20 protein-coding genes, 1 tRNA gene and 4 pseudogenes are annotated in these 23,982 nt (G+C 73.2%); 12 read left to right on the top strand and 13 right to left on the bottom strand.

What is annotated here, in order from left to right; all coding sequences use genetic code 11:
- The first annotated feature begins 83 nt into the window (after positions 1–83).
- From BJF88_RS06015 to BJF88_RS21395, 3 genes and pseudogenes are all read left to right on the top strand, one after another.
- A complete protein-coding gene (locus BJF88_RS06015; RefSeq protein ID WP_075828137.1) occupies positions 84–2,090 on the top strand; it encodes a heparinase II/III family protein in 2,007 nt (668 codons plus the stop codon).
- An 11-nt stretch (positions 2,091–2,101) separates the two neighbouring features.
- Positions 2,102–2,227 (top strand): annotated as a pseudogene (locus tag BJF88_RS21390) (DeoR family transcriptional regulator); the annotation flags it as partial.
- A gap of 251 nt (positions 2,228–2,478) precedes the next feature.
- A complete protein-coding gene (locus BJF88_RS21395) occupies positions 2,479–3,525 on the top strand; it encodes a substrate-binding domain-containing protein (protein WP_255371805.1) in 1,047 nt (348 codons plus the stop codon).
- A 258-nt stretch (positions 3,526–3,783) separates the two neighbouring features.
- On the opposite strand, the gene BJF88_RS20270 is transcribed toward BJF88_RS21395, so the two are convergent.
- The 5 genes from BJF88_RS20270 to BJF88_RS06055 all read right to left on the bottom strand — a co-directional run bounded on the left by BJF88_RS20270 (position 3,784) and on the right by BJF88_RS06055 (position 13,269).
- A complete protein-coding gene (locus BJF88_RS20270) occupies positions 3,784–5,049 on the bottom strand; it encodes a hypothetical protein (RefSeq protein WP_075828139.1) in 1,266 nt (421 codons plus the stop codon).
- A complete protein-coding gene (locus tag BJF88_RS06035) occupies positions 5,022–7,667 on the bottom strand; it encodes a family 16 glycoside hydrolase (protein ID WP_222843934.1) in 2,646 nt (881 codons plus the stop codon). Before BJF88_RS06035 ends, BJF88_RS20270 begins: the two co-directional genes overlap by 28 nt.
- 74 nt (positions 7,668–7,741) lie before the next feature.
- Positions 7,742–10,330 carry a discoidin domain-containing protein gene (locus BJF88_RS06045; RefSeq protein ID WP_075828142.1) on the bottom strand — a complete coding sequence of 863 codons (2,589 nt, stop codon included), beginning with the start codon at positions 10,328–10,330 and terminating at the stop codon, positions 7,742–7,744.
- Positions 10,331–10,687: 357 nt separating this feature from the next.
- The gene (locus BJF88_RS06050) at positions 10,688–12,538 is read right to left on the bottom strand and encodes an amidase family protein (protein ID WP_075828143.1); all 1,851 of its coding nucleotides are present in this window, start codon (positions 12,536–12,538) and stop codon (positions 10,688–10,690) included.
- An 80-nt stretch (positions 12,539–12,618) separates the two neighbouring features.
- The gene (locus BJF88_RS06055) at positions 12,619–13,269 is read right to left on the bottom strand and encodes a cohesin domain-containing protein (protein WP_083648906.1); all 651 of its coding nucleotides are present in this window, start codon (positions 13,267–13,269) and stop codon (positions 12,619–12,621) included.
- A 339-nt stretch (positions 13,270–13,608) separates the two neighbouring features.
- On the opposite strand from BJF88_RS06055, the gene BJF88_RS06060 reads away from it, so the two are divergent.
- The 3 genes from BJF88_RS06060 (at position 13,609) to BJF88_RS06070 (ending at position 16,203) form a co-directional block, all read left to right on the top strand.
- Positions 13,609–14,685, top strand: coding sequence for a DNA glycosylase AlkZ-like family protein (locus tag BJF88_RS06060; RefSeq protein ID WP_075828144.1), 1,077 nt, complete (start codon positions 13,609–13,611; stop codon positions 14,683–14,685).
- A 494-nt stretch (positions 14,686–15,179) separates the two neighbouring features.
- Positions 15,180–15,383, top strand: a complete 204-nt coding sequence (locus BJF88_RS06065) for a cold-shock protein (RefSeq protein WP_075828145.1) — start codon at positions 15,180–15,182, stop codon at positions 15,381–15,383.
- Between the two features lie 142 nt (positions 15,384–15,525).
- Complete coding sequence (locus BJF88_RS06070) at positions 15,526–16,203, top strand: hypothetical protein (RefSeq protein ID WP_075828146.1); 678 nt, start codon at positions 15,526–15,528, stop codon at positions 16,201–16,203.
- 37 nt (positions 16,204–16,240) lie between these two features.
- Here BJF88_RS06070 and BJF88_RS06075 read toward each other — a convergent pair whose 3' ends face one another.
- Positions 16,241–16,486 (bottom strand): hypothetical protein, encoded by a 246-nt coding sequence (locus BJF88_RS06075; RefSeq protein ID WP_139315931.1) that lies wholly within the window; start codon positions 16,484–16,486, stop codon positions 16,241–16,243.
- A gap of 48 nt (positions 16,487–16,534) precedes the next feature.
- On the opposite strand from BJF88_RS06075, the gene BJF88_RS06080 reads away from it, so the two are divergent.
- Positions 16,535–17,089, top strand: coding sequence for a putative immunity protein (locus BJF88_RS06080; RefSeq protein WP_075828148.1), 555 nt, complete (start codon positions 16,535–16,537; stop codon positions 17,087–17,089).
- 111 nt (positions 17,090–17,200) lie between these two features.
- Here BJF88_RS06080 and BJF88_RS06085 read toward each other — a convergent pair whose 3' ends face one another.
- Together BJF88_RS06085 and BJF88_RS06090 are read right to left on the bottom strand one after the other, a co-directional pair.
- On the bottom strand, positions 17,201–17,587 hold the full coding sequence (locus BJF88_RS06085; RefSeq protein WP_222843935.1) for a nuclear transport factor 2 family protein: 387 nt from the start codon (positions 17,585–17,587) through the stop codon (positions 17,201–17,203).
- Positions 17,588–17,616: 29 nt separating this feature from the next.
- Positions 17,617–18,345 (bottom strand): alpha/beta fold hydrolase, encoded by a 729-nt coding sequence (locus BJF88_RS06090; protein ID WP_075828160.1) that lies wholly within the window; start codon positions 18,343–18,345, stop codon positions 17,617–17,619.
- A 122-nt stretch (positions 18,346–18,467) separates the two neighbouring features.
- Here BJF88_RS06090 and BJF88_RS06095 point away from each other — a divergent pair, with 122 nt between their 5' ends.
- Positions 18,468–19,139 carry a GntR family transcriptional regulator gene (locus tag BJF88_RS06095; protein ID WP_075828149.1) on the top strand — a complete coding sequence of 224 codons (672 nt, stop codon included), beginning with the start codon at positions 18,468–18,470 and terminating at the stop codon, positions 19,137–19,139.
- 68 nt (positions 19,140–19,207) lie between these two features.
- Here the strand turns inward: BJF88_RS06095 and BJF88_RS23140 are convergent, their stop codons facing one another.
- Together BJF88_RS23140 and BJF88_RS23145 are read right to left on the bottom strand one after the other, a co-directional pair.
- Positions 19,208–19,930, bottom strand: coding sequence for a Fic family protein (locus tag BJF88_RS23140; RefSeq protein WP_369824497.1), 723 nt, complete (start codon positions 19,928–19,930; stop codon positions 19,208–19,210).
- A gap of 131 nt (positions 19,931–20,061) precedes the next feature.
- A pseudogene (locus BJF88_RS23145) lies at positions 20,062–20,433 on the bottom strand (Fic family protein); the annotation flags it as partial.
- Between the two features lie 153 nt (positions 20,434–20,586).
- Between BJF88_RS23145 and BJF88_RS06105 the strand changes: the two are divergent.
- The 4 genes from BJF88_RS06105 (at position 20,587) to BJF88_RS06120 (ending at position 22,725) form a co-directional block, all read left to right on the top strand.
- Complete coding sequence (locus tag BJF88_RS06105) at positions 20,587–21,231, top strand: GntR family transcriptional regulator (protein ID WP_083648908.1); 645 nt, start codon at positions 20,587–20,589, stop codon at positions 21,229–21,231.
- Positions 21,232–21,257: 26 nt separating this feature from the next.
- Positions 21,258–21,842 (top strand): MFS transporter, encoded by a 585-nt coding sequence (locus BJF88_RS21400; protein WP_255371806.1) that lies wholly within the window; start codon positions 21,258–21,260, stop codon positions 21,840–21,842.
- A 319-nt stretch (positions 21,843–22,161) separates the two neighbouring features.
- A complete protein-coding gene (locus BJF88_RS21405; protein WP_255371807.1) occupies positions 22,162–22,593 on the top strand; it encodes a hypothetical protein in 432 nt (143 codons plus the stop codon).
- A gap of 58 nt (positions 22,594–22,651) precedes the next feature.
- A tRNA-Pro gene (locus BJF88_RS06120) sits at positions 22,652–22,725 on the top strand.
- Positions 22,726–23,175: 450 nt separating this feature from the next.
- On the opposite strand, the gene BJF88_RS21410 is transcribed toward BJF88_RS06120, so the two are convergent.
- From BJF88_RS21410 to BJF88_RS06130, 3 genes and pseudogenes are all read right to left on the bottom strand, one after another.
- Positions 23,176–23,436 carry a hypothetical protein gene (locus tag BJF88_RS21410; RefSeq protein ID WP_255371808.1) on the bottom strand — a complete coding sequence of 87 codons (261 nt, stop codon included), beginning with the start codon at positions 23,434–23,436 and terminating at the stop codon, positions 23,176–23,178.
- A gap of 81 nt (positions 23,437–23,517) precedes the next feature.
- Positions 23,518–23,655 (bottom strand): annotated as a pseudogene (locus tag BJF88_RS21415) (integrase core domain-containing protein); the annotation flags it as partial.
- A gap of 13 nt (positions 23,656–23,668) precedes the next feature.
- Positions 23,669–23,851: pseudogene (locus BJF88_RS06130) on the bottom strand (IS110 family transposase); the annotation flags it as partial.
- Positions 23,852–23,982: the final 131 nt, after the last annotated feature.

Here is a 23,982-nt window from a genome sequence, read left to right on the forward strand (position 1 = left end):
CACTTCTGATCGATTGCCTGGTCGACACGCAGATCAACGACACGCCGGTGACGACGCCGGACGTCAGACCTCGACGGAGAGAGATGCCCACGACCCTCACCGGCTTCGCCGGCCCGCTCGCCGCAGCCTTCGGCGCGCGGCTCGACGGCGCGCCCGACCGCCGCACCGCCCTCGCGTCCGTGCTCCTCGACGCGCAGCGCGCGCTCCCCGTCGCCCCGGCCACCGACCGCGCGGTCTGGTCCGCGACGACGGGCTCCGCCGACCGGCCGACCCTCGCGACGACCCTGGCACGGGCCGACGGCGAGCGCGGCGCGGCGTGGCCGCTGCCGCTCGCCAGCACCGCCGCACGCCTGCACCGCGACGGGGACCGGACGGGCCACGAGTCCCTCGTCCTCGCCCGTCAGGCCCGGCTGACCCGCGCGGTCGTCGCGGCGGCCGCGACGCTCGACGACGCGTGGCTCGACGAGGTCGCCGACGGCGTCTGGGCGCTGTGCGAGCAGAGCACGTGGTGCTGGCCCGCGCACGACGACGCGCGCGCGGCACGCGGCTGGGTGCTGCCCGACGTCGGCCGGCCCTTCCTCGACCTCGGCGCCGGCGAGGTGGTCGGCCAGCTCGCCTGGACGGACCACCTGCTCGGCGACGCGCTCGACGCGCGCTACCCCGGCCTGCGCGAGCGCGTGCGCACCGAGGCGCGGGCCCGCGTGATCGAGCCGTTCGTCGAGCGGCGCGACTGGCACTGGCTGGGCCTCGACGGCGACGTGCACAACTGGAACCCGTGGATCCACGGCAACGTGCTCGTCGCGGCGCTGCGCCTGCTGGACGACCCGGCCGACGCCGGGCTGCGTGCGCACGTCGTGGACCTCGTCGTGGAGGGCCTCGACCGGTACGTCGCCGTCCTGCCCGCCGACGGCGCGATCGACGAGGGCTACGAGTACTGGTGGAACGGCGCGTGCCGGGCGATCGAGGCGCTCGACCTCCTCGCACACGCCACGGGCGGCGCTCTCGACGCCCTCGACCCGGCCGACCCCGTCCCGGCGCTGCGCGCCACGGTCGCCTTCCCGCACCGCATGCACCTCGGCGGCGACTGGTACCTCGACCTCGCCGACGGCCGTGCGCGGCCTCCGGCGGCGCAGCCGTGGCACGCGCTGCACCGTGCCGCGCGCCGGGTGGGCGACGACGACGCGCGGCGCCACGCGGCGTCGTACCGCGCACCGGGCGAACCCGCCGCCGACGAGAGCCAGGGCCTCGGCCGGCTGCTGCGCGCCGTCACGGACGACGCCTGGGTGGGCGCCGCACCCGCCGCGCCGCCGCTGCCGCGCGACGGGTGGCTCGCCTCGACGCAGGTGCTCCTCGCGCGCGAGGACGACGGTACGCCGCGCGGGCTGGCGCTCGCGGTCAAGGGCGGCCACAACGCCGAGCACCACAACCACAACGACGTCGGGTCGTTCGTCGTCGCGTCCGACGGCGTGCCGGTCGTCGTGGACGCCGGGCGCCCCACGTACACCGCGCAGACGTTCGGCCCGGACCGCTACGCCATCTGGACGATGCAGAGCTCGTGGCACAACGTGCCCGAGATCGCCGGCACGCCGCAGGAGGTCGGTGCGGTGTTCGCGGCGCGCGACGTCGAGCCGGGCGACGCACGCCTTCGACTCGACCTCGCGGGCGTGTACCCCGTCGACGGCGTGCGCACGTGGCGGCGCGACGCGCGGCTCGAGCGCACCGGCGACGCCGCGCGCGTCGTCGTGCACGACACCTGGGACCTCGGCGCGGCGGCGCCCTGCGCCGCCGTCGTGCGCCTCGTCCTCGCGGGGGAGGTCGCCGTCGAGCGCGGCGGGGCGCGCGTCGTGCCGCTCGACGGGGCACCGCCCGTGGCGCTGACCTGGGACGACGACGTCGCGGTCGAGGTCGACGTGCAGGTCCTCAGCGACCCTATGCTCTCGGACGTGTGGGGCGAGCGACTGACCCGGCTGACGCTCGACGTGAGCGACCGCACCGAGCTGACCGTCACCGTCGCGCGGGCCGCGGACGGCACCAACGCACGATCCGGCGGCACGGACGCCGCCGGGACCAGCCTGGAGGGGGCACCGTGACCACGGAGGACATGCAGCGGGCACCGCTCGCCGCGGAACGGCGCGCGCACCTGCTCGCGACGCTCGAGCGCGACGGCGTCGTCCGGGTGGCCGACCTGACCGAGGAGCTCGGCGTGACGGCGGTGACGGTCCGCCGCGACATCGCCCAGCTCGAGCGCGAGGGCCTGCTGGCGCGCGTGCACGGCGGCGCCGTCGCGGTGGGTGCCAAGGACGGGCCCGCCGAGCGCACGCCGACCGCGGCGATCGGCGTGCTCGTGCCGTCGCTCGACTACTACTGGCCGGGCGTCGTGCGCGGCATGGAGATCGAGGCGCGCAAGCACGGGCTGCGCGTCGTGCTGCGCGGGTCGTCGTACGAGCCTCCGACGAGCGTCCCGCGCTCGAGCGGCTCGTGGAGGCCGAGGACCTGCGCGGCCTCGTCCTCGCGCCGCGCACGGACACCCCGCATGCGCAGGAGCTCGTGCAGTGGCTGGCGCGCACGGACGTCCCCCACGTGCTCGTCGAGCGCGAGGCGGCGCTGTCCCCGCACCGCGAGGCCCTGGAGTCGGTGGTCTCGGACCACGCGCTCGGCGCGCTCATGGCGGTGCACCACCTCGCCGACCTCGGGCACCGTCGCGTGGGCCTCGTCCTGTCGCGGCAGTCGCCGACGTCGCGCAAGATCGCCGCGGGCTGGCGCGCGGCGTGCAACGACCTGGGTCTGTCGTCGGAGGAGCACTTCGAGCGTCTCGCGCCCGACCGCCACCGCCCCGAGTTCGCGAAGGCGATCGCCGAGGTGGTGGACACGGCGCTCGAGTCGGGCACGACGGCGCTGCTGGCGCACTCCGACCCCGAGGCGTTCGCCATCGTGCAGAACGCGCAGGACCGCGGGCTGTCGGTACCGGGCGACCTGTCCGTCGTCGCGTACGACGACGAGGTCGCGGGCCTGTTCAGCCCGGCGCTGACGGCCGTGCGCCCGCCGCGCTCGGCGTCGGGCACGCCGCCGTCGACTTGCTCGCCAAGCGGATCGAGGACCCGTCGCGGCCCGTGCACCGGATCGCGATCAGCCCCCGCCTGGTCGTGCGCGAGTCGACGGGCAGCCCGCGCAGCTAGGGTCTCGTGTCATCCGCCGGTGAACATCGTGATCGCCAGCGGCGCACCGACGTCGTCGCACGCGGCGCCGAGGGCACGCTCGGCCTCTCCCCACGCGGGGGAGTCCACCGCCGTCGACGCCTGCAGGTCACCGATCGCCGTCTGCACGGCGCTGTCGCCGCTGGAGGGCAGACGATCGAGCACGCGGGTCGCCAGCCGGTACCAGCCGTCGCGCTCCTGCGCCTCCATGCGGCCGTCGGCGAGGCCGACGTCGGCGTTCTCCAGGATCGTCAGCACGTCGCCGAAGGCGGTGCAGAGGGCGGCGTCGTCCGGGGTCTCGGCTTCCGCGGGAGTGGCGGAGGGCTGCTGAGCCGCCGTGCTCGCCGGCGGCGGGTCGAGCTGCCGGGCGTCGGCCTCACCGTCCGCGCTGCACCCACTGACGGCCGCGGTGCTGAGCACCAGCGCCGACAGCACTGCCCACGTCGTCGATCGCATGCGTGCATGCTCCTTGCGCGGAGCACAGATGTCCAGGACCACCGACGGCTCAGCCCCCGTACCGGACGGTACGGGGGCTGAGCCGCATCGGACTGGGGGTGCGGGGCCGGGCGGTCGCCCGGCCCCGCACGCGTCAGCAGGTGGGCGCCGGGAAGGCGACCTCCTCGACGCTCTCGCGCTCGCCACCGGCCGTGCGGGCGGTGACGGTGACGCTGCCGTCGGCCGGGGCCGTGCGGACCGCGAACGCGTGGTACGCCGCGCGCCCGGGCTCGACCGCCTCGACGGTCTTCGACCCGTACGGCGTGGCGAGCTCGACGTCGAGGGCGGCCTCGTCGTCGTTGGTGACGCGCACCGCGAGGTACGGCTTGCCGGCGAGGCAGCGCGTCTGCACGACGGCGCTCGTCGCGACGCCCTGCTGGGCCTCCTCGCCCGCGACGGCGAGCCAGCTGATGACCGGCGCCTCGGTGCCGCCGTCGTTCGCCACCGTGTAGGTGACGACGGTCGGCTCGGTGAGCGTGAACTCACCCGAGAGCACCTGCGAGCGGCCCGAGCTGCCGTTCGGGAAGGCGATCTTCCCGACGGGGACGCTCTGGGCCTGGCCGTCCGCACCGGTCCACGAGACCGAGGTCTGCATGTTGCGGGCGCGGCCGTTGCCGACGTTCCACCACTCGGTGTGGCCCGAGGTGACGGTGTACGTGCCGGCGGGCAGGCTGAACCGGTACGACAGCGGCGTGGAGGCTCCGGCGGTGTACCAGCCCGTCTCGCGCATCTTGTCGTACGGGGTCTGGTTGAGCAGCCCCTTGCCGGTGTACGCCGCCACGCGGCCCCAGCCGCGGTCGGCCGACCACAGCGCGTCGGCCTCGGCGTTGCGGAGCGTCCCGCCCTGGTCGACGACGAACGCCTGGACCGCCGGGTGCGCGACGGCTGCGGCCGTCGCCGGCGCGTTCGCGTCGACGAAGTACTGCACGCCGTCCGGCACGACCTCGACCTGCGCCGTGACGGCGAGCGACTCGTTGTCCTCGAAGGTCCCGGTCACGGTGACCATCGCCCACGGCGTGTCGAACGCGCCCGCGGGCACGAACCAGTCGACGGGGGCGTCGATCGTGGTGCCGGCCTGCGACGTCGCGCGGACGGTCGCCGGCAGCGCGGGCGTCTCGCCCACCGACGTCGCCAGGCGCGCCACGGGCTCGGCCACCGTCACCGGCGTGGTCTCCGGGTCGGTGACCACGGGCGGCGCGCCGCCGACGAGCACGTCGACGCCGTCGAGCGTGAACGTGCCGCTGCGGACCGTCACGGTGACGGTGTGCGGCACGTCGCCGTCGAGCCCGCGCTGCCAGTACGACGTCTGGCGGTCGCCGGTCGAGCCGACGTTCACGGTCCGGACGGGCTGGTCGTCCACCGCGACGTCGATCGTCGCGGCGCCGGTCGCGCCGAACAGGTTGAACCCGGTCCCGTCGACCTGGAAGGTCGCCGAGCGGCCGGTGGACAGCGCGTGCAGCGTGCGGTTGAGGTGCGCGTAGCCCGACTGCTGGAAGGACGAGCCGCGGGGTAGGAGATGCGCGCGTCGGCATCGTCGATCTTCACCGACTCCCACGCCTGGCCCTCGATCGGGGTGATCGCCAGGTCGTCGTACTGCGTGTTGTAGTAGCCGCTGACGAGGGAGACGCGCCCCGTGAGCATCGGGTTCGGGCTCGCGTCGACGTACCGGGCGAGCGGGGCGTCGTCGAGCGTGACGGTGATGACGGTGTCGCGCGCCTCGACGGAGAGCGTGTGCCACGCGTCGGCGTCGAAGCCCGCCACGGTGCCGGACTGCACGACCGTGCCGAGCTTGCGCAGCTGCCAGGTCCCGTCCGCGTGGACGCGCGCGGTGTACGTCGCGAGGTCCTCGCCGGCGGGCACGTGCTGACGCACGCCGATCCCGGCGAAGTTGGGCAGGCTCGCGTCGCGCACCTGGGTGTCGAGCCGGAAGTCGACCGACGCCGTGTAGTTGGCCCACGACTGGTCGCCCAGCACGGTGGCCGGGGGAGCGGTGGACACGCGGTCCTGCTCGTGGCTGCCCCACACGTCCCACGTGTAGCCGCGGTTGTCGGCGTGGATCTTCTGCACCATGACGTTGCCGCGCTCGCCGTCGCCCTCGACGACCTCGAACGCGCCGTGCTGGTCGGCGGTGTACCGCGGCGCGCCGCCGCGGCGCTCGACGTAGCCCATCTCGACGCCGTTGATCTCGGTCGCCGGGTAGTCCTCGTACTCGAAGTCGTCCGTGTAGGGCAGCTCGAGCACGGTGTCCTGCGCGGGCGAGGCGTAGTCGGCGCGGTCGTAGGCCTCCGTCGTGCCGTGCACGCCCTGCGGCAGGGTGGACAGCGTCTGGATCGAGTACGGCGCGATCTCCACCTGGTAGACGGCGTACTCGGTGCCGTCGACGGTCTCGGTGCGCACGGGCTCGACGTAGCCGGTCGGACGCAGCCAGTTCGCGTCGTACTCCTCGCCGGCGTCCGGGCCGCGCGTCTCCCACACGGTGAGCGGGCGCGGGTCGCCGAGGTTGGCGACCTTGACCTCGAAGTGGCGCGCGGTGCCTGTGTTGTTCGCGTGCACCTGCGTGAGCTCGGCCTCGCCCTCGGCCGACTCGGGGGTGCGCAGCGTCATGTACGTGCGCGTCGAGGTGTCGACGACGGTGCCGCCGTCGCCCTTGTTCCCGTCGCCGTACGTCGCACCCTCCACGTACTCCCAGCCCGCCTCCGCGAACTGGTGGAAGTGCCGCACGGTCGCGACGCCGATGCCGCCCTCGTAGTAGCCCGACCACGGGTCCGAGGCGCGGATCAGGTGCTTGGGCGAGTACTGCGTGCCCTCGTACATCGCGCTCACCGCGGGCTGGAACAGGAACGACGTCATGTGCGCCGGGTTCTCGCCCGCGCCGCTCCAGCGGTAGGCGTTGATGAACCGGTCGGCGATGTCGACGGCGCCCACGGTGCCGCCGATGCCGCCGCGCGCCGGCTCGGCGTTGACGCGGTACTGCGGGTCGATCATCGGGGCGACGCCCTCGGAGTACAGCACCTCCTTGCCGAACTCCTTGTTCAGGCGCGTGAGGTTCGGCCCGCCCGCGATGTCGTAGTGGTAGCCGATCGCGTCGACCTGCTCGAGCGCGGCCGGGCTCGCGAGGATCGCGGCCGCCACCGGCTCGACGTTGCGGTACGTGTCGAGCGCGACGATCTTGATGTCGCCGTAGTCGTACCGCGCGTCGGGTGCCTCGGCGTCCTCCTCGAGGCGCTCCGCGAACTCGACCGTCCACGCCAGCTCGGGCGCGATCGACGGCTGGTGGAAGCTGCCGCCCACCTCGTTCTGCGACGGCGACATGTACGTGAACTCCACGCCGTACGTGTCGTACGCGGCGTCGATCGTCTCCTTGTACCACTGGTAGCGCAGGTCGGGGTCCGTCTTCGTCCACGACGGCTCGCCCCACCGCAGCGCCTCGGTCTCGATGTCCGGGTTGATGGACAGCGCGTCCGCGATGAAGTGGAAGCCCGCGCCGCGCAGCACGTTCGCGGGCTCGTCGGCGCTGCGCTTCGTCGCCGGCTCGGTGCCGGACGACGTGTTCGTGTCCGAGCCCATCTCGACCTTGATGTGCCGCAGCCCCGCACCCGTCTCCGGGTCGAAGATCAGGCGCATGATGCGCCAGTACGCCTCGGGGTTCTCCTCCTTATAGTCGAGCAGGAGGTTGCCCGTGTTGTTGCACGACACGGAGCCGAAGCCGCCGAACACGTTGTACGGCGTGCCGTCCGCGCGCCGCTCGACGTCCTCACCGTCGACGAGGATCTCCTTCCAGTCGATGGACGGGTCGTCGAAGCGCAGCTCCGGCAGGTCGGCCGGGATCTCGGCGGTCGTGCTCGGCGCGGCCGGGGCCGGCGCCGACGCCGCGGGCGTCGCCGCGACGAGCCCGGTGACGGTCAGCGCGAGCGCCGTCGTCACCGCCGTCGCGGCCCGCGCGGGCGCGCGCCCGGCGGATGGTCGGTGCAGTCTCATCGTCTGCCTTCCTGTCGCCGCCGTCGGCGACATGGTGCGGTGTGGTGCGGGGACGTGCGGGAGGGTCGAGAGGCTCAGCCGCAGGTGGCGGCGGAGGTCGTGAGGTCCTGCTCGGCGGTGACCGTGCGCCCGTCGACGACGGCGCTCGCCGTCACCGTGACGGCTGCCTCGTCGACGGCCGTGGTCCGGGTCGCGAACGCCTGGTACGCGTTCGCCCCGGGAGCGACGCCCGCCACGGTGCGGGCGCCGAACGGCGTGGTCAGCGTGACGTCGAGCGGGACGTCGTCGTCGTTCGTGGCCCGGACGGCGACGTACGCGCGACCGGCCAGGCAGCGCACCTGCGCCTCGGCGACGACCGCGAGCCCGGGCTCGGCGACCGGCGCGGTACCGGCGACCGTGAGCTCGCTGATCTTCAGGTAGGAGCCGGGCGTGTCGAACGTCAGGCGCAGCGCGTCCGAGGTCACGGCGTCGAACCGCACGGTCGTCAGCGTGCCGTTCGCCGCGGGCGCGACGGCGGTCGCGGACGTCGGCGCCCACGCGCCGTCGGCGTCGCGGTGCTCGACCGTGATGCCGGTGATCGTGCCCTCGGTGTTGGTCAGGCGCACCGCGTCGAGCTGCCAGGGCTGCGCCGCCTCGACGGTGAAGCTCACGCGGTCCTTCTTGCCCGTGCCGCCGGCCCACGTGGACCACGCGGTCGACGCGTCGCCGTCGCACGCGTTCGCGGCGGGCATGGTGCCCCACTCCGTCTGGTGGAACGACGCGCTGACGGTCGTGCCGGGCTCGCGGCAGACGTCGACGGGGCCGTCGACGTGGACGGTGGCGGTGACGTACCGGCCGGCGAGCGGCCCGTCGCCGGCGACGTGCCCGACGAGCGTGTGCGTGCCGCGGGTGGCGAACGCGGCGTCGAGGCTCGCGGTGCTCCAGTCGGCGGTGAGGTCGTCGTAGCGGTCGCCGTCGACGGTGACGTCGAACGTCGGGGCGAAGGCGTCGCGGTCGTCGACGTGGCTGGTGAACTCCAGCGGGGTGACCGGCTCGAGCGGGCGGAACAGCGTCGTGCTCGCGGGATCCCACGCGCCGACGTTCTCGACCGTGACGGCGCCGTCGTCGCCCACCTGGATGGGGGCCCACACGTAGCGCGAGCGCTCGCCGGCGGAGCCGTTGGACTCGGTGATCCAGCGGTCGCCCATGTAGGCGAACCGGCCCGCCTCCTGGTCGAGCGCGATGACGAACGTCGGCTGGGAGTCGAAGCACTCGACGGGGTCGGCGGTCCCGACGCCGGTGCGCGCGGGGTCGCCGACGCACGGGTTGCCGAGGCGCTCCCACTGGCCGTTCGCCGGGTGCCGGTCGTTGTCGCCGACGACGGCCTCCGTGGGCGTGATCATCGACCGTGACCGGTACGCGACGACGGGCGTCGACGCCCAGCCGTCCGTGCCGGACGTGAGCATGTAGTACCAGCCGTCGTGCTTGAACACGCTCGACGCCTCGCGCGAGTAGTCGGGCAGGACGCGGTTCGAGAAGTCCTCGCCCAGCACGGCGTCGTCGCCCTCGGCGAGCGGCCCGGTGTACTCGGCGTTGAGCCGGGAGACGTACATCCACTTGTTCATCTCGGACGAGTAGACGGCGTAGGCGTCGTCGGCGACCGGGTCGACGGTGTGCACGTCGGTGTCCTGGAAGATCGTCATGTCGCGCGAGTCGCCCTCGCGGCCGGCGTTCGGCACGCCCGGCGCCCAGTTCATCTTCGTCGTGTTGACGAGCTTGAACGGACCCCACGGGGTGTCGGACGTCGCGAAGCCGATCTCGGCGCGCGAGTACCGCGAGCCGACGTTCTGGTCCGCCGGGTCGCCGCCGTCGCGCACCCAGCGCACGAGGTCGGCGTTGTCGGCCAGCGGGCCGTCGGCGTGGTAGATGATGACGAACTTCTTCGTCTTCGCGTTCCAGAGCATCTTGGGACGCTCCATGATGTTGATGTTGCCGTTGAGGCGGTAGGACGCGTTCGCGAGCGCGGCCTCGTCGTAGGTCGCGGCGACGCCCGCCGCCTCGTCGGCCCACGTCTCGACGTAGGGGGCGACGAACGCCTTCGCGGCGTCGATGTCCTGCTGCGTGGACTGCGCGTCCGGCGCGGTCTTGTTCGCGACGTCCTTGAGCGCGTCGAGCTTCGCCGGGTCCACCTCGACGGCGTTCCCCGCGCCGTTGACGCGCAGCGTGAAGTGCTGGTGGCTCGGGAGCACGCGGCCCATGTCGTGCCACGTCGTGAGGTCGGTCGACCAGTAGCCGCGCACCCCGTCGACCGGGCGCGTGGCGTGGGTCTTGTCCTCGCCGTACCAGAGCCAGACGTCGTCGTCGGTGTCGCCGTCGCCGGTGATGTCGAGCCCCACCTCGGCCTCGTGCACGGTGACGACCGAGCCGCCGTGGGCCTTGATGGGGTTGCCGTCCACGTCGGTCCAGGCCGTGCCGTCCGGTGCCGGTACGGTGCCCGACGCCGCGGGCTCGGCGGCGGCGGCCGTCGGGGCGGCCGTCGGGGCGGCCGTGGCGGGGCCGACGGCGGCGAGCGAGCCGCCGAGCGCGAGCGCCGTCGCGGCGGCGAGGGTCGGGACGAGGCGCCGGCGAGGGCGCGCGGATCGGGTGATGGGGTGCGGTCGGGGTCCGGCGACGTCGTCGGGCACGAGGATCTCCTTCGATCATGCGGTGCGGCACCTTGTCGATCTCCGGTGATCGTTTCTGTTCGTTCGGGTGCTCCACCGTTCGTTCGTGCACGAAAGTATGCGCCGGGTCGGGACGCGTCAACCGACCCCGGCCACGTGAAGCGAAACGAACACGCGCGCCCGGGGCCGCCGAGCCCCGGGCTGTCCACCGATCGCTCCGCTCATCGGTGCGCAGCCCGGGGGTCGGCGATGAACGGGCCGCCGATCGGTGCGCAAACCGGGGCTCGGCGGGGCGCAGAGGTGGCGCAGCACGACGGCCGCACGGCGACGGCCGGCCCCCAGGGAGGGGACCGGCCGTCGTCGGGCGCAGTGGCCGGCTCAGCCGAGCGGGCCGTACAGCACCGGGGCGGTGCGGGCGTGCGTCGCCTGCTCGAGCGCGTAGGCGAGGCCGAGCAGCGGGCCCTCGGCGAAGTCGCGCCCGAGGAGCTCGAGGTTCACGCCGGCGCCCGGGATGGTCCCGTCGGCCTCCGTGGCCTGACCCATCGGCACCGTGACCGCCGGCAGGCCCGTGTTGGGGCTGAGGCGCAGGTTCGTGCCGATCGTCCCGTACGGGTTGCCGCTCGGGTACACGAGCGCGTCGAGGTCGGCGTCGTCGAGCATCGCGGTGACGAGCGTCTTGCCCTCGGCGAGGACGGCGGTGTGCGTGCCGGACGGGCCGGCCCACGCCTCGTACGTCGCCTCCGTGACGGCGGCGCGCGACTCGTACGTGCCCTGACGGGACGTGACGAACCGGCCCGACGCGACGATCTCGGGGATCGTGCGCGCCGTGACCGCCGGCGACAGGTGGTTCGCGACGTACTCCTCGAGGTCGTGCCGGAACTCGTTGGTGGAGCCCGAGCCCTCGGACAGCACGCTCGCGAACCCGTTGGGCAGGACGGGGGAGTACGACGTCGGCGGGGTCACCTCGACGACGGTGGCGCCGAGCGACTCGAGCGTCGCGCGCGTCTCGGCCCACAGGCGCAGCGTCGTGGCGTTGTTGCCGAGCATCGACGGGACGTACCCGATGCGGGCGCCGTCGAGCGCGCCGGTGTCCAGGTACTGCGTGTACGACGCCGGGACCTCGCCCTCCTGGCGCGACGTCACCGGGTCGGCGGGGTCGGTGCCGACGACGGCGTCGAGCGCGACCGCCGCGTCGGTGACGGTGCGGGTCATCGGGCCGCCGGTGTCCTGGCTGAGCGCGAGCGGGATGATGCCGTCGCGGGACGCGAGCCCGACCGTCGGGCGCACGCCGACGAGCTGGTTGTACGACGAGGGCACGCGGATCGAGCCGCCCGTGTCGGTGCCGAACCCGATGCCGGCGAGGTTCGCCGCGATGGCCGCGCCGGTGCCGCCGCTCGACCCGCCCGCGGTGCGGTCGGTCGCGTACGGGCTGGCGACGAGCGTCGACTCGCCCGCCGGCTGGTACGCGGAGAACTGCGACGCGAACCCGTAGGCGAACTCGTCGAGGCTCGCCTTGGCGAGGATGACGGCGCCGTCCGCGCGCAGGCCCTCGACCATCGTGGCGTCGGTCGCGGTCTGGTTGTCGTCCCAGCAGCCGCAGCCGCCCGTGGTCGGCATGTCGACGGTGTTGTAGTTGTCCTTCACCGCGACGGGCACGCCGAGCAGCATGCTCGTCATGCCCTGCTCGGCGCGCACGGCGTCGGCCTGCCGCGCGGCGTCGAGCGCGACGTCGCTCGTGGAGATGACGGATGCGAGCGGGCGGCCGCCCGGTGCGGTGTCGACGAGCGTGCGGTCGTACGCCGCGATGCGGTCGAGGTAGTCCTGCGTGATCTCCGCGGACGTGGTCACGCCGGCGTTCATCGCCGCCTGCATGTCGACGACGCTGGCCTCGACGAGCTCGAACGGCCCGTCGTCGTAGACCATGCGCTGGGAGACGGCGGCGAGGTCGGCGACCGTGAGGGTGCCGTCGCCGTCGGTGTCGGCGAGCGCGACGTCCATCCACGCCTCGTCCTCGGACGTCAGGCCGAGGCCGTCGGCGACGACCGCGAGGTCGTCGGCCGTGACCTGGGCGTCGCCCGTGAGGTCGAGCTCGGTGTAGTACGGCGCGAGGAAGCCCGCGGGTGCGGGCGCCTCGGGCGCGCCGGTCGCGGCGGGTGCCGCGGCGAGGGCGCCGACGACGCCGGTGAGGGTGAGCGCGGCGATCCCCGCGCGGCGGTGCGTGCGGGTCACGGCGCCGTCCTTCCGGGTGCTGGGTGCCGCGGCAGGCGACGGGCGGCCTGCGGGCTCGGGTGCGGGGTGCGTGGTCCGGCTCATCGGTCCGCCACCGCCCGACGGCGCGCGACGAGGACGCCGACGCCCGCGGCGACGGCGAGCAGCGCGGCCGCGACGATCGCGGCGACGCTCGCACCGGTCGAGGCGAGCGGTCCCCCCGAACCGCCCGACCCGCCCGAACCGGCTCCGGATCCCGTGCCGGAGGTCGACGTCGGGTCCGGGGAGCCGTCGTCGTCCGGGTCGCTCGTCCCCGGGTCGGTCGGCGTGCCGCTCGGGTCGTCGGTCGGGTCGTCCGTCGGCACGGGTGCGGCGGCGATCGTCGTCGTCGCGGAGCCCGCGTCGGTGAGGTCCACGGTCGCCGAGTCGGCGCCGACGAGCGTCACGGCGGGGACTGCGAAGGCGGCGTCGCCCGCGGCGACGGCGGTGAAGGTCAGCGTCGCGAGGGTCTGGTCGCCCGCGAGGCCCGGGGACGAGCCGAGGCGCGTGTGCGCGACGGCGACGGTGCCGGCGCCGTCGTCCGCGACGTCGGAGAACCCGCCGTCGGGGGTGACGGCACTGTCGGCCGCATAGGTCACGAGGTCGGGGTCGTAGGCGACCGCGAGGTCGTAGGCGTACAGGTCGGCGGCGCCGGTGACGGCGACGGTGACCTCGATCGAGGCGCCGGCCTCGACGGACGCGGGCGCGGTCACGTCGAGCTCGGCGACGGCCGGCGCGGCGATGGCGGCCGGGGCGCCAGCAGGCCCGCGGCGAGCGCGAGGCCGCCGGCGAGCGCGGCGCGTCTCGTGCCCGACGGCGCAGGGGTGCGTGGGTCATGGGGGAGCGGTTCCTTCCTCAGGCGGCGGGGACGTCCGGGGGCCCGGGTCGCGGGCGACGCCCCCTGCCGAGGTGGATGCTCACAGCAACCTGTTTCACCCCGGTTTCCGGGGTGTTAGCACCGACTCGCCGCCTCGTTGCGGTTTCGTGTCGGCGTCGTCGCTGGTCAGGGTGCCGCGCCGGTGCGCGTGGGTCGGCACCGCTAGGTTGCGGTCATGCGGGTGACGTGGCCTCAGGCCCTCGCGTGGCGGCTGCGACGACAGCTCCTCGACCCGGTGGGCGACCAGCCGGTCGACGACGTCGTGCGGCGGCTCGGTGCCGTGCCCGCCGCGGCCGAACCCGAGCTCGCGGTCCGCCTGCGGCAGACGGCCTCGCAGCCCGGCGAGGTCGCGCGGGCGCTCGCGGACGGCGAGCTGATCGCCGTCTACGCCTTCCGCGGCGCGACCCATCTCGTGACGCCCGAGGACGGCGGCGCCTACCTCGCCCTGCGCGCGGCGGGGAGGATGTGGGAGCGGGCGACGTGGCGCGAGTACTACCGGCTCGAGCCCGCCGACTGGCCGCGCCTGCGAGAGGTCGTCCGGGACGCGCTGACCGACAGCTCGCTGACGCGCGCCGAGCTGGGCGGCGTCGTCGCGCGCGACCCCGCGTACGCCCACCTGCGCGACGCGTTCGCCGACCCCTCCCACACGTTCCTCAAGCCGTTCGTGTGGCAGGGCGACATGAGCTTCGGCCCGTCCCGCGGCCAGGAGCCGACGTTCCAGCGCCTCGACACCAACCCGCGCTGGCGGCCGTGGCCGGACCTCGACGAGGCCGGGCACCACGCGCTGCTGCACTACATCGGTGCGTACGGGCCGGTCACCCCGGCGCAGGCGCACTACTGGCTCGGTGAGGGCCTCGGCGCCGGGCGCGCCCGCGTCCGGCGCTGGTGGGACGAGCTCACCGACCGGCTCGCGGAGGTCGACGTCGACGGCGAGCCCGCGACCGTGCTGCGCGAGCACGCCGACGACCTCGCCGCGAGCGAGCCGACGACGTCCGTGCGACTCCTGCCCGGCCACGACCAGTGGGTCCTCGGCCCCGGGACGGCCGACCCGCACGTCGTCCCGCCCGCGCACCGCCGGGTGGTCAGCGGCGGGGCGAACCTCGTCGTCGTCGGGGGAGTCGTCGCGGGGACGTGGACGGCGTCGAGCGGGGAGGTCGTCGTGTCCTGGTTCGACGACGACGCGGGGTCGCCCTCCGCCCCTCGCGACGTCCTCGCGGTCGAGGCCGAACGGCTGGCCTCGTTCCTCGTGTAAGCTGAGGGCCGCGTTCACGTCGTCGGCATCGGACTCCGCGACGTTCTTCGGTCCTCAGCATCGGAGCAAGGCCGTACGCATCAGGCAGCAGGAGCTGCCGTCGAGATCTCCGCCCACGAGCGCGGAGCGAGAGCAGAGAACACATCACTTTCCCCACCCTTGACGCCCGACGACGCCCACCGCGGCTCCGGGCACATCCGGACCGGACCTCGTGCTGCGGCCCGCCGACGACGACCTGTGGGTCGCGACGTCGGACGGCGAGTACGCGGGACTGGTCACCCTACGTCCCGACGGCTTCCACGTCCACGACCGCTACTCGCGGCCCTGGACGTCGTCGCCACGCGCGAGCAGGCATCCGCCCGACTCGCAGCGGCGGGCACCATCCCCACGGCGGACGCGCACCGCGCCCGCCGCACCACCGTCAGCGCCGCCCTGCGGCGCTGGACCACCGTTCCCGCGTCCGCGGGCCGGACGTATCGACGAGAGAAGTCATCATGGCGACAGGCACTGTGAAGTGGTTCAACGCGGAGAAGGGCTTCGGCTTCATCGCCCCCTCCGACGGTTCGGCCGACGTCTTCGCGCACTACAGCGAGATCGCGACCTCGGGCTACCGCTCGCTCGAGGAGAACCAGACCGTGACGTTCGACGTCACGCAGGGCCCCAAGGGCCCGCAGGCGACGAACATCCAGCCGAGCTGACGTCGCACTCCCGGCGCACGCTGCGCTGAGAGCACCCCGCAGAAGGGCCGCGCCTCCGCGCGGCCCTTCTGTCGTCCCCAGGGGGCCGGATCGCACGGCGACCACGCCGAGCGGTCCGGACGTCCGGGTGGACAATGCCCGTATGGCGACGGCCGGGACCGCCTCGCCCGGAGGCGACGACGTCTCGCGTCTGACGGACGCGCAGCGTGCGCTGCGCGTGCAGATCCTCGCGACCGAGCACTGGAGCCTGCTCGCGTCGCGCTCGACGACGCAGAGCGAGGTGCTCACCCGCATCGCGATCTTCCTCACGCTGGTCTCCGCCGGGGTCTTCAGCCTGGGCGTCCTGGGCAACGCCACCGGGTTCCGCGGGTGGTTCGCCGGCGTGGCGATCGGCGTGCTGCTCCTGCTCTCCCTGCTCGGTGCCATGACGCAGCTGCGGGTGCTCAACACCGCCCACGAGGACCTCGCGTACGTGCTGGCGATGAACCGGCTGCGCGGCGCGTACGTCGACCTCGACCCCGGCGTCGAGCGGTACCTCGTCATGTCGCCGGCCGACGACGGCCGCACCTACTACCCGTTCGCGTCGCGCGACCGGACGCAGGCGCTCGCGAGCTCGATGGTCCTCATCCTCGTGGTGGAGTCCGTGCTCGTCGGGACGCTGTGCGGGAGCGTCGTCCGGGCGGCGACCGGTTCGGTGGGCTGGGCGGTCGGTGTCGGGGTGGTCGTCGCGGTCGCGCACTGCGGGATCTTGCTGCTGCGGGGGTATCGCGGCTACCGCGCGGTGTGGCGGGTGCACGTGCCGCTGAGGCGCAGCGCCTGACGCTCGCTGCTGGCGGTCTCCGTGCGGTACACACGCCTCAGAGGGTCACGTCGACCCAGCCATGAACGACGTCCGTGCGCAGATCGTGGATGACGACGTGGGGATCGACAGCCTTCGCCGTGGCCATCGCCGCGACCGCGAGCACGGTCATGTTGAGGGCCGCGACGGTTTGGGAGTTGTCGCTGAGCTGGCCGAAGGAATGAACGACGTCCACCATGGCGTCGGCAACGCGACGCGACCTCAGATCCGGCTCGTCGACGCACAACGACACGGCGTCGAGCAACGCGCTGGAACACGACGTCGTGGCACAGGTGTACGCCAGGATGGCGGCATGTCGGCCGAATCCCCCGAGATCGACGTGACCTTCGACGAGCTCCGGGCCGTCACCGGGTTCGCGGCGCGGTGCGCTGCGCGGGCACTACCGCTCTACGAGCGCGACGCACCCGGGGACGCTCGCGCGCGAGAGGCAATCGACGCCGCGACTGCGTTCGCCGAGGGCGGCGCGCGGACGAAGAACCTCCGGGTCGTCGCCTTCGCCGCGCTCAAGGCAGCGGGTGAGGCATCCACGACGACCGCCGAGCACGCCGCTCGGGCGGCGAGTGCAGCGGCCGGTGCCGCCTTCCTCCACCCGCTCGCCCAGGCGACGCAGGTCAAACACATCCTCGGTGCCGCGGCTCATGCGGCGATCGCGGCCGAGCTCGACGCCGGCAGTGATTCCGGCGTCGGAGAAGACGAGCTCGACGGGGCGTTGCGTGACGCCCCAGCGACGGTCGTCGACGTGCTGCACCGCTACCCTCCGGCACCCGCCGGGGGAGGCCGACTCGGTGAACTGGTGAGGAGGCTCGACGGCTCGCTGAGGACGTCCCACGGTGATCTGGAGGCCTGACGGAGTGAACCGCCTGCCGCGCATCGCCGCCGGACGGCGCACGCCGCTCGGCCCTGAGCGGGCCGAGCGGGCAGGTACGGCAGGAGAAGTCGGCCGAGGTTCGTCGAGGCGTCAGACCTCGATGGCGAGTCGCGTGATGAGTCCGTCCTGCAGCTCGAACTGGTAGCGCAGGGTCGCCGTCCCGCCGGGGAAGTTCCCGTCGAGGCGGACGAGCACGACGGCGCGCGAGTCGTCCGCGACGTCCTGCCCGATGCGAGTGCTCGTGTACGTGTACTCGGTGGACGACCTCGCGACCCAGGCGCGGATCTGCTCGGTGCCCGAGTACGTCGTGCCCTCGTCGAAAACTGTGGCGTCCGGCGCGAAGACGCCGGTCGCGTCGTCGTAGCGGTCCTCGTCGCGGGCGCGAGGTAGGTCACGACGGCTGATGGCAGCGTCGTCGGGTCGTACGCGGTGTCGGTGTCGTGCATGGTGGTCTCCTTTCTGGCGGGGCGGTCCCACGTCAGGATCGGGTGGTGGGGAAGGAGGGGTCAGCGCGCCGTGGTGCGAGCGGCGTCCAGGACGATCTCCGTGACGGCGTCCGGCCGGGAGACGGTGACGGCGTGGGAGGCGTCGACCTCGACGGTCGTGGCCCCGGCCCGCTCCGCCATGAAGCGCTCGGACTCGAGGGGGATCGCGAGGTCCTGCCGTGCGACGAGGCTCCACGACGGGATCGACCTCCAGGCCGCCGCGGTCAGCGGGTCGGCGAGCGCCTGCTGGAGGATAGGGCGCTGTGTTGCCGCCATGAGGGCGGCGGTCTCGGCGGGGACGTCCGCGGCGAACACGGCGCGGAACTCCTCCGGGCGGATGTACAGGTCGTCACCTGTACCCCCGCTGGGGGCCGGTGCCGGGATCGGGGTGAGCGCTCCACCCAGCTGGGCGCCCGGGAACTTGGTGGCCAGCTCGCCGGTGCTCTCGCCGATCTCCGGGAGGAAGCTCGCGACGTAGACGAGGGCCGTGACGTCGGGGTTGCCGTCGGCCGCGACCGACATGACGGAACCGCCGTAGGAGTGACCGGCGATCACGACAGGTCCGTCGATGCCGGCGAGGACGCTGCGCAGGTACGCGGCGTCGTGCTCGAGGCCGCGGAGCGGGTTGGCGATCGCGAGGACGCGGTGGCCGGCCGCCTGGAGGTCGGCGATCGACCCGTTCCAGCTCGACGAGTCCGCGAACGCGCCATGGACGAGGACGATGGTCTGCTTCGTCGTGGAGGTGCTCATGTCGGTGCTTCCCTTCGCGCGCTGGCCGGGACCCTCCCGGCACGCACAGAGGAACATCGACGGTATGCAATATATTTCATGTCGGTGCCCGCAGATCTACGGTCCCTGTCACACAATGGCTCGTGCCCGTCCCCACCCATGCCCCAGCAACCGGTCGCAGGCTCCTGCGCGACGACGTCTACCGCCGCCTGCGCGACGCGATCATCGACGGCACCTTCGAGCCTGGCGAACAGCTGCGTGACGGCGAGCTCGCGGCATGGCTCGGAGTCAGCCGGACGCCGGTGCGCGAGGCGCTCCTGCGCCTCGCGAGCAGCGGCCTCGTCGTCGCACGGCCCGGCCGGTCCACGGTGGTGAGCGAGCTGGACCCGCGCGCACTGCGCGAGGCGCGCGACGTCGTCGCCGCCATGCACCGGTTGGCCGTGGGGGAGGCCGTGCCGCTCCTCACCGACGCCGACCTCAACGCGATGAGCGACGCCGCGCGCCGCTTCGCCGCCGCGGTCGAAGCCGGTGACGTCGACGCGGCAGTCGTCGCGGACGACGCCCTGCACGGCATCCCGGTCGAGGTGGCGGGGAACCGGGCCGTCGCCGACGTGCTCGAGCAGTACACGCCCCTGCTCCGCCGCGCCGAGCGGCTGCGCTTCGCCGCGCCGGACGCGCAGGAGTCGATTGCGCGGCACGACGAGCTCATCCGGCTGTGCCGTGCCCGAGACGCCGTGGGTGCTGCAGCCGTGGCCGCCGGCAGCTGGTCAAGCCTGCAGCCGGGTGCGGGGCGCAGCGCTGAGCCTCTCGCATAGGCATCGCTGGTCGAGAGGATCGTCGCGCGGTGGCGCGCGGCGCGGCCGAGTGCCCGTGCGTCGGTGTGTCAGCGGCGGTGGATGTCCTGCGCGAAGAGGTCGAGCACGGCGAGGATGCCGTCGTGCTGCCACACGCGGTTGCGCCGCATCCCGGTGCGCTCGCTGACCACACCCGCGTCCGCGAGCTGAGCGAGCGCCCGCTGGGCCGTGGTGTCGTTCAGACCGAGGTGTTCGGTGAGGAACCGGGCGTTGACGACGGGGTGCGCGACGAGGTGTGGCAGGACCTTCCAGGCCGCGGCCTGCCGTCGGAGTCCGGACAGGCGTTCCCTCGACGTCGCCACCTGCTCCGCGAGGTCGTCGACGAGGCGGCTGCCGGCTGTCGCGGCGTAGCGGCTCGCCCGGGCGAACTGCCTGATGATCGGGCCCGCGTCGCCCGCGCGGTACGCGGTCAGCGCGTCGAAGTACGCCTGCGTGTCGATGAGCAGCCCTGCCGAGACCGGCGCCGTCGTGTCCCGGGTGACGCCCTTGGCGCGCAGCATGGCGTGGACCAGTGCTCGCCCCGTGCGCCCGTTCCCGTCGGTGAACGGGTGGATCGTCTCGAACTGCGCGTGGGCGAGTGCGACGTGGAGGACGACGGGAAGGTCCTCCCGGCGCATGAACTCGACGAGGTCGGCGATGGCGGGCCCGACATGCTCGGGCTGCGGACCGACGTGCGTCGCCCCCCGTGGCTGATGCTCGACGACCCCACCCAGACGAGCGTGTCGCGGAAACGCCCTGCGTGGTCCTCCCACGCCGTCTGACCCGAGATCAGCTCCCGGTGCATGGTGAGGATCGACTCCGCGTCGAGGCGCTCCGCGAGGTCGAGGGCGGCGCGCATCGCTCGCACGTTGGCGACCACGGTCCGTGCGTTCGCGCTGGAGGACTGGTCGATCTCGGCCAGCGCGAGCTGGCGCGCGCCGACCGTGAGGTTCTCGATCTGCGACGACGACGCGGACTCCGTCCGGAGCAGGATGGAGGTCATCGGACCGAGCGTGGGGTTGTCAGGACCGAGCGCGGATCGGGCGTACGAGTCGAACCGCGTGAGGGCGGCCGCTGCGTCCTCCGCGTCGGCCGCAAGGTCCGGCGCCAGCTCGGGCATGATGCGGGCGACGGCGATCGGGACGCTGGACTCGTACGTACCAGAGCCTGCAGCGAGCTGGGCGCGCGAAGACATCCCGTCCGTCTCCGCGATCCAGTAGTGGCTCTCGCGGCCGACCGGAGGCACCGCGACCGTGGATTGCGGAACTGCACCCATGCCTCACAGCATAGATGCAGTTCGGAAGAAAGTGTGAGTAAGAGCGAGGCGGTGCGCACCTGTGCCGACCCGCCGTGGATGTCGTGACGAGCATGAACCCTTGGCATGCAGCAGCGGTTCGTGTCGTGCATCTCAAAGATGCATGATGTATCTATGCCTCGCGTCACCAGCGGATCTGCGACCGAACAGGCCTACCGCCACGTCAAGCGGCTGCTTCTCGACGGCACGCTTCCCGGCGGGTCGATGACGAGCGAGGGGGAGGTCGCCGAGGAGCTCGGCGTGAGCCGTACACCCGTGCGTGAGGCGTTCCTGCGCCTCGAGACGGAGGGGTTGCTGCGCCTGTACCCGAAGCGCGGGGCGCTCGTGGTGCCGGTCGCGCCGGGGGAGGCGGACGACGTCCTCGACGCCCGGCTCCTCGTCGAGGCGCACGCCGCGCAGGCGGTCGTGCGCCTGTCCGATGCCGAGCTCGCGACGCTCGTCGCGCTGCTGCGCGACCTCGTCACCGCGCAGGAGGCCGCCGTCGCCGACGGGGACGTCGCCGAGTACGCGACCCTCGACGCGCGCTTCCACGCCGAGATCGTCGCCGCGGGCGGCAACGGCCTGCTCACCGGGTTCCACGCCACGCTGCGCGAGCGCCAGCAGCGCATGATCGCGCACAGCGTCCGGTGGGACCCGGGCCGCGCCACGACCTTCGTTGAGGGTCATCGAGGACTCGTCGACGCCCTCGAGCTGCGCGACACCCGCACCTACCTGCGCCGCCTCCACCGCCACCTCGACGATGCGCGGGCCGGACTGTGAGCCGCCCGGCCGCCGTCGTGACCGAGGTGAGCGATCTGACCCAGGACGCTCCGCGCGTCGGAGACCGGGCCTGGCTGCCCGTCGCCCTGACGATGTTCGCCGTCGCGTGGGGCGGCAACGAGTTCACGCCGCTGCTCGTCATGTACCGGGAGGTGGGCGACTTCTCGGCCGTGACCGTTGACGCGCTCCTCGCCGCGTACGTGCTCGGCATCGTGCCCGCGCTGCTGCTCGGCGGCCCGCTGTCCGACCGGTACGGGCGCCGGCCGCTGCTCCTGCCCGCGGCGCCCGTCTCGCTCCTCGGCTCGCTCGTCCTCGCCGCGGGGGAGTCGTCCGCCGCGCTGCTCGCCACCGGGCGCGTGCTGTGCGGGGTGGCGCTCGGCCTCGTCATGGCCGTCGGCACCACGTGGGTCGAGGAGCTCAGCGACGCCGCCGCGCGCGCGTCCGGCGGGCCCGACGGCGGGTCCGGCGCCGACGCGCGGGCCTCGCCCTCACGCTCGGGTTCCTCGTCGGCGCCGGCGTCGCGGCCGTGCTCGCGCAGTGGGCGCCCTGGCCCACGCACATGGCCTACCTGCTGCACGGGGCGCTCGCGGCCGTGGCCGGCGTCTGGGTAATCGGTGTTCCCGAGACGCGCCGCGCGGCGAGTTCGGTGTTCGACGGCGCGAGGCGCGTTCGGCTGCTCGACGACCTTCGCGTCCCGGCGGTCGCGCACCGGCGGTTCCTACGCGTAGTCGTGCCCGTGGCGCCGTGGGTGTTCGGCTGCGCGGGCAGCGCGTACGCGGTGCTGCCCGGCCTCGTGTCCGACCGCGCCGGCGGCACGCCCATCGCGTTCTCCGGGCTCATGACGGTGCTGGGACTCGGGTGCGGCGTCGGGATCCAGGTGCTCGGCCGACTCATCGACACGCGGCGAAGCGCGCGGCGTCGGTCGTGGCGATGTCGATCGTCGTCGTCGGCATGGGCGTCGCCGCGCTCGCCAGCGCGCGGCTCGACCTCCCGACGGCGCTCGTCGCCGCGATGGTGCTCGGCGCCGGGTACGGGCTCGCGCTCGTCGCCGGCCTCAGCGAGGTGCAGCGCATCGCGACGCCCGACGACCTCGCCGGGCTCACCGCCGTGTACTACTCGCTGACGTACGTGGGGTTCTGTGTGCCCGTGGCGCTCGCCGCGCTATCAGTGCGGTGGACGTACGCGCAGATGTTCCTCGGCGGACTCGTCATCGCCGCGATGTGCCTGGTGATCGTCGTGTCCGCCTGGCGGGCGCACCTGCCGACGGGGGAGCGAGATGACGTGATGGAGTCCGGCGGCGAGACCGACCGCACAGCCAGGACCGGGGCAAACGGTGCTCTCGACGAGGTCCGGATGGGGTAGAGTATCCGAGGCTTCACGGGGTACGGACTGCTTGCAACCGACCCGGTGAGACTAGCCACGGGCTGTGGCGCAGCTTGGTAGCGCACCTGACTGGGGGTCAGGGGGTCGCAGGTTCAAATCCTGTCAGCCCGACAGTGTGATGTCTCAGGACATCGAGGACGCCGGACCTACGAAATCGTAGGTCCGGCCGTTCTGTTCCTCCTGGCGGTCCGGGTGGTCGGCCGGTGGGTTGGTAGTCCTTGGTGGGGTCGAGGACGAGGTCGCGCCGGAGTTCTCCGGTCGCGGCGTTGATGAAGCGGATCTCGAGCTCGTGGACGAGCAGCAGGACGTAGGTTCCGGCGTAGGTTCGGCCGAGCCCGATGTGGTGCCGGCGCTGTCGTGGCGCAGGGTGACGGGCCAGCCTCCGACGAAGACGGCGGTGATGACCAGCCGGGCTCTCGACATGTGCGCTGATCATGGCGTGTCCGCGCTGTCGGGAGACAGGGTGTCCTCGATGTCGAGAGACACCTGTCCTCGATGTCGTGAGACAGGACACTGTCAGCCCGACAGTGTGATTTCTCAGGACATCGAGGACGGCCGGACCTACGATTTCGTAGGTCCGGCCGTTCTGCTTTGTGGGGTTGGTCCGGGTGGTCGGCCGGTGGGTTGGTAGTCCTTGGTGGGGTCGAGGACGAGGTCGCGCAGGAGTTCTCCGGTGGCGGCGTTGATGATGCGGATCTCGAGCTCGTGGACGAGCAGCAGGACGTAGGTTCCGGCGTAGGTTCGGCCGACGCCGATGTGGTGCAGGCGCCCGTCGTGGCGCAGGGTGACGATGCCTGCTTTGTCGATGCGGTCTTGGCGCACGCGGTCGTGCGGGTTGTCGCTGGTGGTGCCGGGGGTGGCTTTCGGGCGTGCGGTGTAGGCGGTCGCGGGCGGGCTGCGGTGGGGCAGCGAGCTGTGCGGGGGGCGGGTGTTGTACTCGGCGACGAAGGTGTCGATGAGCTGCTGTAGTTCGCCGACCGTGGCCGGCTGGGCGGGCGCTGCGCGCAGGGCGCGTTTGAGGGTGTCCTGGAAGCGCTCGATGCTCCTATGTTCGTCAAGCGGCCATGGTCGGGATGGAGAGCGGCGGGTCCGCGTCGCGCGGGTGGGGCAGGTTGGCGTAGATCTCTCGGGCGATGTAGCGCTTGAGGCAGCGGATGATCTCGCGTTTGCTGAGCCCTTCGGCGGTGCGGCGGTCGACGTAGTTGCGGGTGGCTTCGTGGCGGCGCATGCGGACGATGGTGGGGACTGCTGCCGGATCCGTTGACACGGGGTTAGTGGTGATCATGCCGCAAGCGCGGCGTTCTGGGCGGTGAAGGCGAGCTCGTACTCGACGGGGGTGAGCTTGCCGAGGGCTCGCTGGCGTCGACG

Source organism: Cellulosimicrobium sp. CUA-896, assembly GCF_001942335.1.
Lineage (GTDB): Bacteria > Actinomycetota > Actinomycetes > Actinomycetales > Cellulomonadaceae > Cellulosimicrobium.